This is a genomic window from Absiella sp. AM09-50 (assembly GCF_003433845.1).
GTDB classification, from domain to species: domain Bacteria; phylum Bacillota_I; class Bacilli_A; order Erysipelotrichales; family Erysipelotrichaceae; genus Hoskinsella; species Hoskinsella hominis.
On the sequence record NZ_QVFI01000016.1, the window covers coordinates 65,340 to 79,972 of the forward strand.

15 protein-coding genes are annotated in these 14,633 nt (G+C 35.2%); 1 reads left to right on the forward strand and 14 read right to left on the reverse strand.

Going from position 1 to position 14,633, the window contains the following annotated elements:
• Positions 1–7: 7 nt before the first annotated feature.
• The 8 genes from dnaB to DW114_RS13630 form a co-directional block, all read right to left on the reverse strand.
• Positions 8–1,348: a replicative DNA helicase gene (gene dnaB, locus DW114_RS13595; RefSeq protein WP_117454276.1), complete on the reverse strand. Its 1,341-nt coding sequence runs from the start codon at positions 1,346–1,348 to the stop codon at positions 8–10.
• A 9-nt stretch (positions 1,349–1,357) separates the two neighbouring features.
• On the reverse strand, positions 1,358–1,804 hold the full coding sequence (rplI, locus tag DW114_RS13600) for a 50S ribosomal protein L9 (protein WP_117454277.1): 447 nt from the start codon (positions 1,802–1,804) through the stop codon (positions 1,358–1,360).
• Positions 1,782–3,773, reverse strand: a complete 1,992-nt coding sequence (locus DW114_RS13605; RefSeq protein WP_117454278.1) for a DHH family phosphoesterase — start codon at positions 3,771–3,773, stop codon at positions 1,782–1,784. Before DW114_RS13605 ends, rplI begins: the two co-directional genes overlap by 23 nt.
• Positions 3,751–4,674, reverse strand: a complete 924-nt coding sequence (locus DW114_RS13610) for a DUF2232 domain-containing protein (RefSeq protein WP_117454279.1) — start codon at positions 4,672–4,674, stop codon at positions 3,751–3,753. Before DW114_RS13610 ends, DW114_RS13605 begins: the two co-directional genes overlap by 23 nt.
• Positions 4,675–4,734: 60 nt before the next feature.
• The gene (gene rpsR / locus DW114_RS13615) at positions 4,735–4,965 is read right to left on the reverse strand and encodes a 30S ribosomal protein S18 (protein WP_117454280.1); all 231 of its coding nucleotides are present in this window, start codon (positions 4,963–4,965) and stop codon (positions 4,735–4,737) included.
• Between the two features lie 17 nt (positions 4,966–4,982).
• On the reverse strand, positions 4,983–5,456 hold the full coding sequence (locus tag DW114_RS13620) for a single-stranded DNA-binding protein (RefSeq protein ID WP_117454281.1): 474 nt from the start codon (positions 5,454–5,456) through the stop codon (positions 4,983–4,985).
• A gap of 25 nt (positions 5,457–5,481) precedes the next feature.
• Positions 5,482–5,775 (reverse strand): 30S ribosomal protein S6, encoded by a 294-nt coding sequence (rpsF, locus tag DW114_RS13625; RefSeq protein WP_117454282.1) that lies wholly within the window; start codon positions 5,773–5,775, stop codon positions 5,482–5,484.
• Between the two features lie 161 nt (positions 5,776–5,936).
• Positions 5,937–6,140 carry a hypothetical protein gene (locus DW114_RS13630; RefSeq protein ID WP_117454283.1) on the reverse strand — a complete coding sequence of 68 codons (204 nt, stop codon included), beginning with the start codon at positions 6,138–6,140 and terminating at the stop codon, positions 5,937–5,939.
• A 503-nt stretch (positions 6,141–6,643) separates the two neighbouring features.
• On the opposite strand from DW114_RS13630, the gene DW114_RS13635 reads away from it, so the two are divergent.
• Positions 6,644–8,332, forward strand: a complete 1,689-nt coding sequence (locus DW114_RS13635; protein ID WP_117454284.1) for an ammonium transporter — start codon at positions 6,644–6,646, stop codon at positions 8,330–8,332.
• Positions 8,333–9,029: 697 nt separating this feature from the next.
• Here DW114_RS13635 and DW114_RS13645 read toward each other — a convergent pair.
• The 6 genes from DW114_RS13645 to DW114_RS13675 form a co-directional block, all read right to left on the reverse strand.
• On the reverse strand, positions 9,030–9,704 hold the full coding sequence (locus DW114_RS13645) for a CpsD/CapB family tyrosine-protein kinase (RefSeq protein WP_158552274.1): 675 nt from the start codon (positions 9,702–9,704) through the stop codon (positions 9,030–9,032).
• Positions 9,688–10,440: a YveK family protein gene (locus DW114_RS13650; RefSeq protein WP_117454287.1), complete on the reverse strand. Its 753-nt coding sequence runs from the start codon at positions 10,438–10,440 to the stop codon at positions 9,688–9,690. Before DW114_RS13650 ends, DW114_RS13645 begins: the two co-directional genes overlap by 17 nt.
• Positions 10,441–10,940: 500 nt before the next feature.
• Positions 10,941–11,222, reverse strand: a complete 282-nt coding sequence (locus DW114_RS13655) for a tyrosine-type recombinase/integrase (RefSeq protein WP_117454288.1) — start codon at positions 11,220–11,222, stop codon at positions 10,941–10,943.
• 636 nt (positions 11,223–11,858) lie between these two features.
• Positions 11,859–12,044 (reverse strand): hypothetical protein, encoded by a 186-nt coding sequence (locus DW114_RS13665; protein WP_117454290.1) that lies wholly within the window; start codon positions 12,042–12,044, stop codon positions 11,859–11,861.
• Positions 12,045–12,105: 61 nt separating this feature from the next.
• Complete coding sequence (locus DW114_RS13670; RefSeq protein ID WP_117454291.1) at positions 12,106–13,218, reverse strand: Coenzyme F420 hydrogenase/dehydrogenase, beta subunit C-terminal domain; 1,113 nt, start codon at positions 13,216–13,218, stop codon at positions 12,106–12,108.
• Positions 13,219–13,225: 7 nt separating this feature from the next.
• Positions 13,226–14,629, reverse strand: coding sequence for a lipopolysaccharide biosynthesis protein (locus DW114_RS13675; RefSeq protein WP_117454292.1), 1,404 nt, complete (start codon positions 14,627–14,629; stop codon positions 13,226–13,228).
• Positions 14,630–14,633 lie beyond the last annotated feature (4 nt).

Below are 14,633 nucleotides of genomic sequence, written 5' to 3' on the forward strand. Positions count from 1 at the left end.
CAACTTTCTAAATCTTCGCCATGTTGAAAAATGCGGAAATGTTTTTTTGAAATGCCAGCTGGATTCTGGCAGTTGCCCCATTACGATGCTTGGCGATTTCCACATCGGTAGGCTCTGTCACATTTTCAGCCGCTTCATTTTTGTCTTTATTGTAGTATTCTTCACGGTATAAAAACATAACGATATCGGCATCCTGCTCGATGGCTCCGGATTCACGAAGGTCTGACAGCATTGGATGTTTATCAGGTCTTGTTTCTACACTACGTGATAACTGTGATAATGATATAACGGGACATTCCATCTCTCTGGCAAGCCCTTTTAAAGAACGTGAAATTTCTGAGATTTCCTGTTGACGATTATCCGATCCACCTCTGCCGCTTCCTGATATCAGCTGAAGGTAGTCAATGACCACAAGATCCAGACCATGTTCGCTTTTTAATTTACGACATTTAGAGAATATCTCAGATATTTTGATATTACTGGAATCATCGATAAACAGTTTACATGCCATCAGTTCGTTGGCAGATTCATTCAGTTTATTAAATTCTTCATCCAGAATGTTCCCACTTCGAAGTTTACTAGATTCGACTGCACTTTTTGCGCTTAATATACGTTTCATCAAGGCTTCCGCAGGCATTTCCAGTGAGAATACCGCAATCGCACCTGGATTATAGAAGGATGCATTTAGCGCCAAGTTTAACGCAAATGCAGTTTTTCCCATCGCAGGACGAGCCGCTAAAATAATCAAATCACCACGCTGAAAACCATTGGTCAATCGATCCAGGTCATCATAGCCGGTTTTGATTCCAGTTACACGATTATCTGAAGAACGAAGTTTGATCAATTCCTGCATTACACCACTGATGACATCACGGCTGCTTTTGAAATCCGTTGCTTTACGGCTTCTTGTGACATTTAATATTTCACGCTCTGCGTTATCCATGATAACATCAAGGCTTTCACTGGTATCAAAACTGTCTTCCGCAATCACCTGTGCTGTTTCAATCAAGCGCCGTAAATGGGCACGGCTTTTAATCATTTCAATATAGTAAACACTATTGGTACTGGAGATCGCTGTATCACTTAATTTGATGATATAATCAGCACCTCCGACTAAATTCAATTGATCTGTATCTTGTAAACGGGTAATGACGGTCGTTACATCCACCGGTTTTCCCATATCCACAATATCTAACATACAACGAAAGATTCTCTGGTGGATATCCAGATAGAAATCCTCTGCCACAAGTCCTTGATCATACACGACACCCGCAACATTGGGATACACCATCATGGCGCCTAATATGGATTGTTCCGCCTCATTACTGTGTGGCAGTTCTTTACTCATGGTTTCCTCCTATCCATTGACATGAACACGAATCACACCAATGACTTTGTTTTTATATAAATCAACTTTTACATCGGTATATCCTAAATTAGAAATTGGTTCATTGTCGATAACTTTACGTTTTTCTACTTTGATACCATATTTATCATGCAACTGGGCAACAATCTGTTTTGTGGATACACTTCCAAAAACTCTGCCGCCTTCTCCCGTTTTTACATGGAATTCTAAAACGATTTTACTTAATTCTTTTTTTAGTTCTTCAGCCTCTGATTCCAGCTGTTTTTCTTTTAAATCATGTTGAAGATTCTCTTCATCTAAGATTTCCATACTTTTCTTTGTGGCCAAAACAGCCAGTTTTTTGTTTAACAGGAAGTTTCTGCCATAGCCATCACTGACCTCTACAATATCTCCTTTTTTACCAACCTTTTTTACATCACTTAGTAGTATTACTTTCATCTGTTGTATCCTCCTTGTTTTCTTCTATATATTCATCAATCATTGCGCGTAGTTCATCATCTACTGCCGCAACACTGGTATCATCACGTTGCAATGCTGCAGCAGAGAAATGTCCACCACCATGCATTTTTTCCATAATGACCTGCACATTGATTTCACCTTTACTGCGTGCAGAAACAGCAACTTTGTTATCTTTGATATTGGCAATGACAAAGCTTGCCTCAATACCTTTGATATTTAATAAAGAATCCGCCGCCTGTGACATCATGGTACGATCTTCTATCGTATTGTCATTAACAGCCGCAATAATCATATTTCCACGGTATTTTTCAGACCAGTTCATGATAGAGGTTTTTGCTTCAAAATCATCATAGTCCTCTTTTAACATGTTTTCGGCTTTCATACTGTCTGCGCCAATCTTTTTCAGATAAGCAACGGCTTCAAAGGTACGACTTCCTGTACGCATTCTAAAGCGATTGGTATCAACCAAGATACCATTATACATAATCGTAGCTTCACTTTCTGATATATTCACCTTATTTGTCTGATATGGCAAAAGCTCTGTTGCAAGTTCACTTACAGAACTGGCACTGGTTTCCACATAGACAAGAAGTGGGTTTCCAATAAAATCTTCACTTCGACGATGATGGTCAATCACAATAATACGTTTTGCGGACATGACAGTCATTGGTGCTCCAGTTTGTTTTGGGTTATGATGATCCACCGCAATGACCAGATCACCATCTCCAATCAATTTTGTGGCTTCTTCATCTTCGATAAAACGATGACGGGAATCTAATTCATCTTCCAAAGCAGTAAATGCTTCTTTCAACTGTGGCTCCATACCACCGCTTTTACTAACCACGTAACATTCTTTTCCATAAGCACTTGCGATACGTGACATACATAATGCACTGCCCATACAGTCAAAATCCATATTGGAATGTCCAACCACAAATACACGTTTACTTTCCATTATCGCTTCTTTGATTGCCTGTGCCATAACACGTACACGCACTTTACTACGTTTTTCACTTGCTTCACTATTACCGCCAAAGTATTTGACACTTTCTCCATATTTCTTAACAGCAGCCTGATCTCCACCACGACTTTGTGCAAGCTCCAGCAAATCATTTACCATGGTATCTAATAACTGATAATCATCTGTACCACGAGCAAATGACATACTTAATGTGATGGATACATCTATTTCTTCTGCATTTTTTCTTATTGTATTTAATATCGAAAAACGATCTTTTACAACCTGCGCAAAAATCCGTTCATTTAAGATAACCAGAAAACGATCACTTCTCAAACGACGAATAAACATGCCGTATTTATTTGCCCATTCCACACATGGCTGACGCAGCTGTAAGTTGATTTGTGCCATTTTGCCTTCATCCACATACTGCTGGATTTCCATATAGTTATCCAATTGTAATAAACCAGCCACAACACCATCAGATTCAAAGCGTTTTTTCAATACAGCATATTCTGTAATATCACGGACATACAATACCTGCGCATTTTCTTTTCGGGTAATTTCATATACATGATCATCATCCGTTGCGGTAATCACATCTACATCACCAGTAAATAAATCCGTGATTTCCGCAATCCAGCTGGAAAGTTTTTTTCCAACGACATCAATTTTTCTTTCTTCCAAAAAGTCATTGATCCATGTGGCATTATATTGTTCATCATAGGTAATAATTCCTACTTCACCAAATAACAATGCATCTTTAGCATCATGCCCTAAAATTCTTGAGATATCAATATCTCGTTGTTCTCTATCCTTTTGAAATTTTACCATGATCCAGACGATAATAGCGATATTCAATACTAACATTACTACCATTGGCACCATATTGATATCATTAAACCCTACAGAATATAACGATATCAATGCCAGAATCTGTAATATCACAATAATAGCGATTTGTACCTTAAAATTTTCTAAGCGATCCATGTAATAACACCTCACTCATTTTCTGTTTCAAATCTAATAACATGTCCAATACGCCAATGCATGCCACTACAAAATTCACGTATGGAACAAATATAGCAATCATGACAAGAAACACAGCAGCACGTTTACGAAGCAATACAATCAACCACATCAAGGCCAATGCACCATAGCCAATCGCAAACACCATTGCACATAGATAACATGCGAACAGAACATTTAAAAGTTCTTGGTTTAATTTTATCACATTTTGCATATAAAATAGTAGCCAAATAACAATTATTATGAATCCTATGATTTTTGGCACCTTTAATTCATAAAGTGGCTTCATTGGGCGCACCTTAATTTTAAAGCGTTTTAACATTACATTTCCCAGCATATGAATACACATCGTTTGTAGAATACTCATTAGTAACGTTGATAAAATACTGATGATGGATATGACTTTTGCGATATTAAAGCCAACATCCAAGTGAAACATGGATAATAACATATTGGCAATTTCTACATCTTCCGATGGATCATATCCAAAAATAGAGGCAAATAAAACAAAAGTGATCAAATAAGAAAACAGTGTAAAAAGAAACGTCCAGAACATCAGCGTTCCATTCTTCCATTCTTTTCTTATCCCACCGCCATAAACCATACCAGTTACAATACAGCTGAACATATAAAAGATAGTGGTAGGCACACTCAGCATAAAGCTTAAAATCAACATACAGACACTTGGCACCATTGCATTCTTTACACCATACTTTGCGGTATAAATTAAAATAGGGAATGTCAAAATCCAATACATCATATATTCAATCATTCCAGCCAACTGACGATTAATAAACAGCATCAATCCTACAATCGCCACCATCATGGCCCCTTCGGTTATTTTTCTGGTATCGTTTTTCATAAGAACCTCCTAATTATGACAAAAACCTCCACCCGTTTGACAAGTGGAGGTAATCTATTCTTATTCGCTTACGTAAGGCAATAAAGCCATCTGGCGAGCACGTTTGATTGCTGTAGCCAGCATTCTCTGATATTTAGCACGTGTACCTGTAACACGTCTTGGAATGATTTTTCCGTTTGCGCTAATAAAACGTTTTAATAATTCAACGTCTTTGTAATCGATAGTTTCAATATGGTTCTTTGTAAAGTAACATACTTTTTTACGTCCCATACGCTGTTTTTTGAATGCCATAGAAATATCTCCTTTCTTTAGAATGGTAAATCATCACTTGCGATATCAAGTGTATCGCTTGATGCAAAATCACTGGAATAAGATGACTGTGAACTTGATGTATCTGGTTCATAACCCTGGTTGTTTGCATTGTAATCAGGTGTATATCCAGCTTGTGCATTGTTTGCACTTGCAGATTTGCTTTCCAGAAACTGTACGCTGTCAGCAACTACTTCAGTAACATATACACGTTTTCCTGTCTGGTCATCATAGCTGCGTGTCTGGATTCTTCCTTCCACTCCAACTAGACTTCCTTTATGAAGGTATTGTGCCATTAAATCAGCAACTTTATTCCATGCTACGCAATTGATAAAATCGGCTGTTGGCTGACCTTCGGTTTTTATACGGCGATCACATGCAACGGTAAAGGATACCACAGATGCTCCTGAGCCGGTTTTTCTTAAGATTGGGTCTTTTGTAAGACGTCCAACCAAAACGACACGATTGATCATAGTCTATCTCTCCTTTATCGAGCGATTATTCTTCGCCTTCAGTTTTGATGATCATATAACGTACGATGCTGTGGTTGATACGAGCCAAACGATCGAATTCTTTGATTCCTTCGTTGTTAGCTGTAACGTTCATTACAACATAGTAACCTTTTTTCATGTGATTGATTTCATATGCGAACTCTTTTACACCCCATTCGTCAACCTTATCGATTGATCCTTCGTGGTCTGTAATGATCTTGTGTAAGCCATTCATAACTTCGTTACGAGCTGCTTCTTCCAAAGATGCGTTCACAATGTACATGATTTCGTATTTTTTCATTCTGTACACCTCCTCATGGTCTTCGGCCCTATTTCCTGAATAGAGCGGGGAGTAGAGATTTCTACCCATTTATATATTTTATCATTTGGTTCCGGCAAAGTAAAGTTCTTTTTTATTTTTTTGACAATCTTATCCAAAGTACATCTTATGATTCATATTTTTCAATCATTTTGCGCCATAAGCCATAATATATATGCTAAAAAGATTGTATATGCCAATGCATTTCCCTCTTGACACCTATCGACATCGTCATTATAGTGTAAGATGCTTGTTTCTAAATGCGCCTTTTCTATATATATGGCAACTTGCTTACTATCGCATGCAAAAATTGCCTGTATCAGATTCATAGTATCTTCATGATTCACTCACTACACCCAGTTAGAAACTTCTATATAATTCACAAAGGATTTCCACTACTTCATTATTAGAATATATATCATTTGTTTTTTTATCATATCCTAAATATCCCAAGTGTACAAGCTTCGTCTTTTGATGATGGATATCGCTTAAATGAAGAAGTATCTATTTTATATCCGCGCTCTGTTGTATGTTTCTTATTAGATCATGAATTCTATGATTATCGGACTGTCACAGAAATATTTTACCAAATTAAACCGTCATCAGCGATGTAACCATTTACATTGAAAATAATGTAAAAAAATAATTGACAATAAAATCAGTTTGATTTAAACTATTCGCATACACAAGCAAAGAAGCTTATGATTTTACAATCATAGGCTTCTTTTTCTATTTTGTGTATACAAGAAAACTATCTTTTTCTATACCACAAAGGCGTGTGTTTCAATTTTGATACGTACGCTTTTTTTTGTATAGAAATGGATGTATGTAAAAAGAGGAGGAAAAACATATGGAAGAAATTTTAAGTCAAATCTTTGGCATATGGTACCTGATTGGTGCAGCCTTTGTATTCTTTATGCAGGCAGGTTTTGCGATGGTAGAGGCAGGATTTACACGAGCAAAAAATGCCGGTAACATTATTATGAAGAATCTGATGGATTTCTGTTTAGGAACTGTCGCATTCTTATTAATCGGTTATGCCTTATTATGTGGTGATGATCTTGGTGGTTTCATTGGCTGGTTTGATTTCAGTAAAGGACCTTTGTTTGATTTTACAAACACCAACTGGTCAGCATTTGTATTTAACTTGGTGTTCTGTGCAACCGCAGCAACCATAGTATCTGGAGCGATGGCAGAACGTACAAAATTCATTTCTTATTGTATTTACAGTTTCGTCATCAGTTTGATTATATATCCAATTGAAGCTCACTGGATTTGGGGTGGTGGCTGGTTATCTCAATTAGGTTTTCATGATTTTGCCGGTTCTTGTGCAATTCATATGGTTGGTGGTATTACTGCTTGTATTGGAGCCAAATTACTTGGACCCAGAATTGGAAAGTTCAATAAAGATGGTTCTCCAAATGGTATCCCAGGACATAACATCACCATTGGGGCACTTGGCTGTTTCATCCTGTGGTTTGGATGGTATGGATTCAATGGTGCTGCGGCAACCAATGGATTACAGTTAGCAACGATTTTTTCGACAACAACAGTTGCCCCAGCACTTGCGACTTGTACAGTTATGATAATCACATGGGTAAAATATGGAAAACCAGATGTTGCCATGTCTTTAAATGGTTCATTAGCAGGACTTGTCGCTATCACTGCCGGATGTGATGTTGTTAATGTATTAGGCTCAGCCATCATTGGTATTTTAGCTGGCATCGTCGTTGTATTTGTCGTCTGGCTATTAGATTATAAATTAAAAATCGATGATCCTGTTGGCGCAGTTGCCGTTCATGGAGGATGTGGTATTTTAGGTACTATCTGTGTTGGATTATTTGCATGTGGTACAGACACAATGCCTGAAGCTGCTGGTTTATTTTATGGTGGTGGTACGAAATTATTATGTACACAGCTGCTTGGTGTTGGTAGTGTTGCATTATGGACTGCCATAACGATGACGATTGTATTTGTGATCATCAAAGCTACTGTTGGACTACGCGTTACCGAAGAAGAAGAGGTAACTGGTCTAGATAAATTAGAACATGGATTAGAAAGTGCATATGCTGGATTTGCATTAGAAACAGAAACATTAGGTATTGAAGCAACGCCAGTTGTAAAGCCACAACAAGTAAGTGTGGAGGAAGCCATTCCTGCCAAAGTTGAAAAAGGCGCTGGTAAATTAACAAAAGTTGTTATCATTACCAAAGCAGAAAAATTTGATGCATTAAAAGCTGCTATGGATATTCTTGGCATCACAGGTATGACAGTCACAAAAGTCTTGGGCTGTGGTGTTCAGAAAGGTCAAACTTCTTACTATCGTGGAGCTAAGGTAGAAATGAAGCTGTTACCTAAATTAAAAGCAGAAATCGTTGTATCTAATGTACCTGTACAGGCTGTTGTGGATGCCGCAAGAACTGTATTATATACTGGTCATATTGGCGATGGAAAAATCTTTGTATATGATGTAGAAAATGTTATCCGAATTTCTTCTGGTAAACAAGGTGTAGAAGCTTTACAATACGAAACCAAATAACTTTAGAAAAGGCTATAGAATGCGATACGATATCATATGTTCTATAGTCTTTCTTTTTCATATCATCTGTTTAAATATGATGGTCTGCTGTATTTTTGTTTATTAATATGCTTCATATATTTAGTGTACTCCCACACCTCTTATCCCTATTTAAAGTGATATACGTTTCTGATACATTCAATTTATATGCTTTAAAAGAAATAAAGGAAAGCGTTCATTTACCCTTTCCTTTTGGTCGTATTGTAAGTTCTTATGTATTGGTCTACTGATAATGCTTCAACTTTGATGAAGGACATACTATGAGCATTCCCATAGATATATGAAAGCAAATATTTTTGGTTAAATCCATAGTATCGTTTTTGTCTTCCTCCTTTTCAAAGCTTTATGATTTTCATGTATATCTTTCTATAGACCAAATACTTGATAGATTTTATCTTCCTCAATCTGGCGTTCGCTTTTATCATCAGCATGTTCCAGCATCACTTCTACTTTATTCTGTAATGTCACATTGATAAAACGATTCACATCAATACCTCTTAATTCAAAGAACAAGAATGGATTTTCATCAAATCGTACCGCAATGCCATATAACACTGCCGAAACATGTTTATCATATCAATTATTACTACACGATTCATATCATACTGTGTTCTATAAGCCACACATGAAGTAAAAGACTGTGTTATTCACACAGTCCTCATTTATCCTTATCTTCATAATAGCCATAATAACCAGCATGGTGTTGATCTAAACGATTTAATGCGACGCCAATCACTCTTCCTTCATTCCTTGTGATAATACGTTTACTTTTCTCAATCACTTTACGTTTCACATAATCACTCCTTACTACCAACAATACACCATCAACCGCCCTGGCGATAATGGTCGCATCTGTGGCACTACATACCGGTGGTGTATCGATAAATACATAATCATATTGTTCTCGTAGTTTTTCCATCATCGCAGGAAAATTATCCTGTATCAAAAGTTCTGATGGATTAGGCGGACATTTTCCACTCAACATAAGAGATAGATTTTCTATGGATGTGGAAAAAACCTTTTCTTCATGTTGTTGGCTTAAAAATTCGCTTAATCCCGGATATTCTTTTCCAATTCCTAAGTATTTACAAAGTCTTGAACGGCGCAAATCTCCATCAATCAATAGGGTTTTCTTTCCTGCATTCGCAAAACTCAATGCTAGATGAAAGGATGTAACTGATTTTCCTTCATTTGCTAATGAGCTTGTAATCGCAATCATTTTTGTATCCTTCATAAATAATAAATTGGTGCGTAATGCCATAAAGGATTCTTTAACTGCTGGTGCTAGTTCTGGTATGGATAATGTTATCGTATCATTATTTTTTAAAACCATGTCGCATTCTCCCTTCTTTACGATCATAGTTGCAGCTTTTACTTTCTACAATTTCACACAGAACCGGTAAATCCAGATATTTTTCCACATCTTCACTGGTCACGATATGATCATTCAATAAGTATTGTATAAAGATAACACCCAGCATGAGAATGCAACCCGCTAATGCTCCTACCATCATATTCATTTTCTTATTAGGACTGACAATATCCAAGTCCTTGACAGCTTCTTCTACCAGATATGGATCTTTTTGATCGATTTCTTTTGCGCTATCCATACCATGTACAACGATACGATTCACAATCTTTTTTGCTAATTCTGGGTCCTGGTCTTTGATGGCTACCTTTAAGATACGCGTATCACTAGGATTAGAGATTTCTACACGCGCCGCAAGCTGTTTATATGTCATTGGTAAGTCTAAATCTTCAATTACCTTTTCCATAATTGGTCGGCTTCTAAAAATCAATTCATAATCTTTTGTTAAAGCAGTACTTACTTGTATATCCTGAAAGCTTGCGGTAGGATCTGTTGAGCTGCCTCGCAAATACACCATAGAGGATGCTGAATACATTGGTGTTACACATTTATCTGTATATAACCAGGATATCCCTGTTCCCACAATCATCCCTATGACGATAAGCCACCAAAACTTTTTCACCCTTAGTAACAATCCTATCAAATCAATAGTGATCTCATCATCTCTTGTTGTTTCTTCATTACTTGTTTCTATTCCCATTTTTTATTCACCTGCCTGCCTATTATTATAATGGCAAACATATGGTTTCTTTCTTTTCTATGAAGGATGATACATATAATGTTTTATTTTACTTTTCCTTTAGATTTGAGAATGGTATTATTTTTAATATGTGACGTAAAAAAGACTACATAAATTTACGCAAAAAAAGCCATAGCAGATTGGTGCCATGGCGAAATGCTAATCGTTTTTTATGATTAAATTACTATACATTCTTTAACGTATTATGCTGACAATTTTACATCTTTATTAAATTAATTTTAAAAAAATCTTTGAGTAAAATAAATCTTATATATTTTCAAAAAAGCAATTATTTTACTAATTGTTCTATATAATATTAATTTTTATGGTGCTTTAAATTAACGTATGGATGTGGATGACCTTTAAACTTTGGTGTTGCTGTTTATTGTCATATCTAAATTCTCATGTAGATACCTCTGAACTTTTTTGTGGGTACCTTTTTAAACAAAAAAATAGCCTGTTTAATCAATTTTAGTATGATAAATAGTTTCATATGCCTTCAATGTCATGATAACACTATCATTTCCTATCTGAAGCATACGCTCTTTTACACCTTTCACATATATCAATAGTTCTCTACCATCTAAATCAATTTCCGTGTTTTTGATATTACATAACTCAGACACCCTGATGCCTGTAGAAAACAATAATTCAATGATTACAGCATCTCTGATTGCAGTATTCTTCTTATACTTCGCCTTATTATAAACATTAATCTGATGCTCAATATCCAATCTATTCACAAGCCATCAACGTGGAATACACATGTTAATAAAATCATCTATTCGATTTACTCCATTCATTTCCTTTAAAGTGATGACAACTCTCAAAAATAAGATTATCTTTTTTACTAGAATGCAACCTTTCTTTCATATTAATCTTCAGACCCCAATTACCAGATTCTGTAATAACTTTTCTTGGAATCTTTTTGTCCGTAATCTTTTCGCAAATATGTTTAACATTATCCCATTTCCTATACATCTTTCTAGCATCTTCATAAAGAGTCAAAAGACCTTCTTCTGATTGCTTACTACGGATTTTATTTATACATTTCCTTTTTTATCAAAATAAACACTATCAAAGTGTATATCCATTTCCATACTAGTATAGTCTACCCCTTGATTTCTATCGCAATTAGAAAAATACACCAAAGTTGCTCTAGCATAATATGGATGTCCGTTATAGTTTCACGGAACATGTAGATTGAAAGTACGCGTTTAATATTAATCAACTATATCAGTCAAAACAAACTTTATTTCATCATTTGTTGTTTGTATATTTCGCTAATATATATAAGAACAACACCATACCCAATTTTATGAGAAGCATCATCTTTTCTATCTCATCCAGCAGCATTAATAATTAATGTTTTTGCAACTTCACGGTTTAATCTCATGATATGTATGAAATAAGCTAGTTTCCGAGATATCCAAGGGGGGAGCAAAAGAAGTACCACATACATAAGAAGTGCCGAATTCATCTTTACATACAACCATTTTTTCATTTACGGTTGAACCATTCTCACTATAAAAACTTACATCCGGTTTATAAAAAAACGATAACACAGGGCCTCCTCTTGTATATGAGGTAATAAATGCGACTTATCTGTAAAAATTATGCAATGTTTTACTTACCCCCCCGCGTTATTTTCGTCTTATACAAAATCGTCTTTATAAATTTTTTTGTACATCTCTTAGGATAGCTAATCCAAACGCATCGTTTAAATTTTTTTCCTTTATTTATTTCTTTTAGAAATTTATCACGCTGTTTTGGTTTTATTGATGGATGATTAAGCTGATGGTTCCATTGTATTGCTCGCTTCAAATCAACATCCAACAGATGCAAATCAGTTTGCTCCAAAAGTGCTTTTCCCTTCTCGGTTTGGCAAAGTACCAATGACACTCCTTTGCGTTGAATATCCTCTGCCAGTTCACTTCCCCAGGAATCACCTAATGTAATATCACTAACACGTTCTGGTTTGGCATATTTACAATTATAACAATTTTCAGTATATGAAGCGGAATCTAAAAATGTCATTAAATAATTATCTACAACCGTGGGTACTGTAAAACGCTTTTTATCACTTTCCAAATAGAACTTGGTCTTTACACGAAATTTTATATTTTGAGCATTCCTAATATCTAAATGATAATCATTAAAAAAATGTTCAAGTATCTTTGGCGAAGGGGTACCATGACAAATCAAATCTATCGTATATAATTTTTCTTTATCACCTACAAAATTCTTTACAGCAGCCACCTGGCAAGGCAATCCTACAAATAATACATTCTCACCTTTTTTTAGTTTATCATTTATTTTCCTATAAATGCCTTCTGGATTACTTTTTACATATTTTGAGCCAGTAAATTTTATTACTTCTTTTTCAGTATGTGCGAAAGAAAAGCAGAAATCCCCATTCTTCAAAGAACAGCTACAAACAGTCCCACCATTATTTACAAAAGCTAATTCTATTGCAGTTGCCATCCCTCCAGATGAAGCTTTTTCCCTGATCTTCTGATCATTGGCCCACCCCTCTTTCCATATTATTGGTTCTAGTTGAACTGGCAGTTTATTTGCTTGACATATTTTATGACAAGCACCGCAATTAATACACTTATCTTCATCTATGATAGCATTATATGCTACCACAGAATCCACTATCTGAATTGCTTTCTTCGAACATATTTCAACACATGCTTTGCATCCTGCACATTGGTCTTTTTTACATACAGTTTTCATAACTTAATCACTTCCTTTTAGTACCAATAACTTTCTTCAACATCTGTAACCATGGCTTACCTAATATACAAACAGCCACTCCAAAAAGTAGAAGCTGAATTACGAATCCAATATTATTATTTATATATATAATAGCTGAAGAAAAAATCAAAATAATGCTTCCTAAGATAAACTCAATATTTCCTATTTTGTATTTAATATATTTTTTTGTGTGAATTAGTCTAAATATAAACACAAAAAAATAGCTCATACAAGTTGCTATTGCTGCACCATATACATTAATTATAGGTATCAACACAAAGTTTAATATAATATTAAAAATTGCCCCAAAAATTCCAGAAAAAAGATATCCAAAGCTATCTTTGTGAACAGTATAACTGGTAGCCATAAATGATCCCAATGTCAGATAGACATATCCGATTATAAGAAATGGGGTATATTTCCATGCAATAAAGAACTTATCAGAAACATATATGCTTAAAAACGGTTTCACAAATGTTATTATGCCAATTCCAATCAACATAACAATTCCGATAAGCATTTTAAAAATGCGATTATTATATTCTTCTTCATCACATGCACCGTCTTCCCTAATAGCGGAATAACTCCAAGCTTGATTAAAAATTGATGTTAACGTAGAAACAAGTGTCGGTAATTTGTACGAAACTGCATATATACCATTAGCAGCAATTCCCACCATACTTGAAACCATTATTCGATCAGAGGAATTCATAATCCACCACATAAAAGAATTTGGAATCAATACTATAGAATATTTTGCCATATCTTTTAAAAGTTTTTTATTAATTTTTTTCAATCTAAAGCTTTTATATCCCTTACCTACAAGCAACGCATAAAAAAATGTAACGAGGTTGGCACAGATAAATGCCAATAAATATCCTTCTATCTGCATTTTAAAAGCAAGTAGAAAAATAATATTGAATACCGCGATAAAGAAAGTATGTAGTATATTACCTATAGAATAAAAGAGCAACTGTTCTTTTCCTCTTAAATCGCATAAATAAAGTTGACTTGCTGCCAATGTTATTACATAAAAATAGGTCAATACTGCATATGGCGAAATCTGTTCAAATTGAGCGCAAATTGGAATAACAATTGTTCCAAATAGACACGCAATAAAAAATATATATGTACCTATCTGTGTAATTTGTTCCTGATCTGCATCCTTATCCAACGCAAATCTCATAACTGATTCACATATGTTAATTGTAAGAAGCGGAATCGCCACTGTACTAACAGTCGTCACTAAATCCACAACGCCATACTGCGCTGTAGTCAAAGCACTCGTATATAATGGAATCAAAAAAAACGTAATTAATTTTGATCCTAAATTACCTAATGTAAATATTAGTGTGTTTTTTATTAAATATTTTTTCCTGTTCTTTTCCATTCGT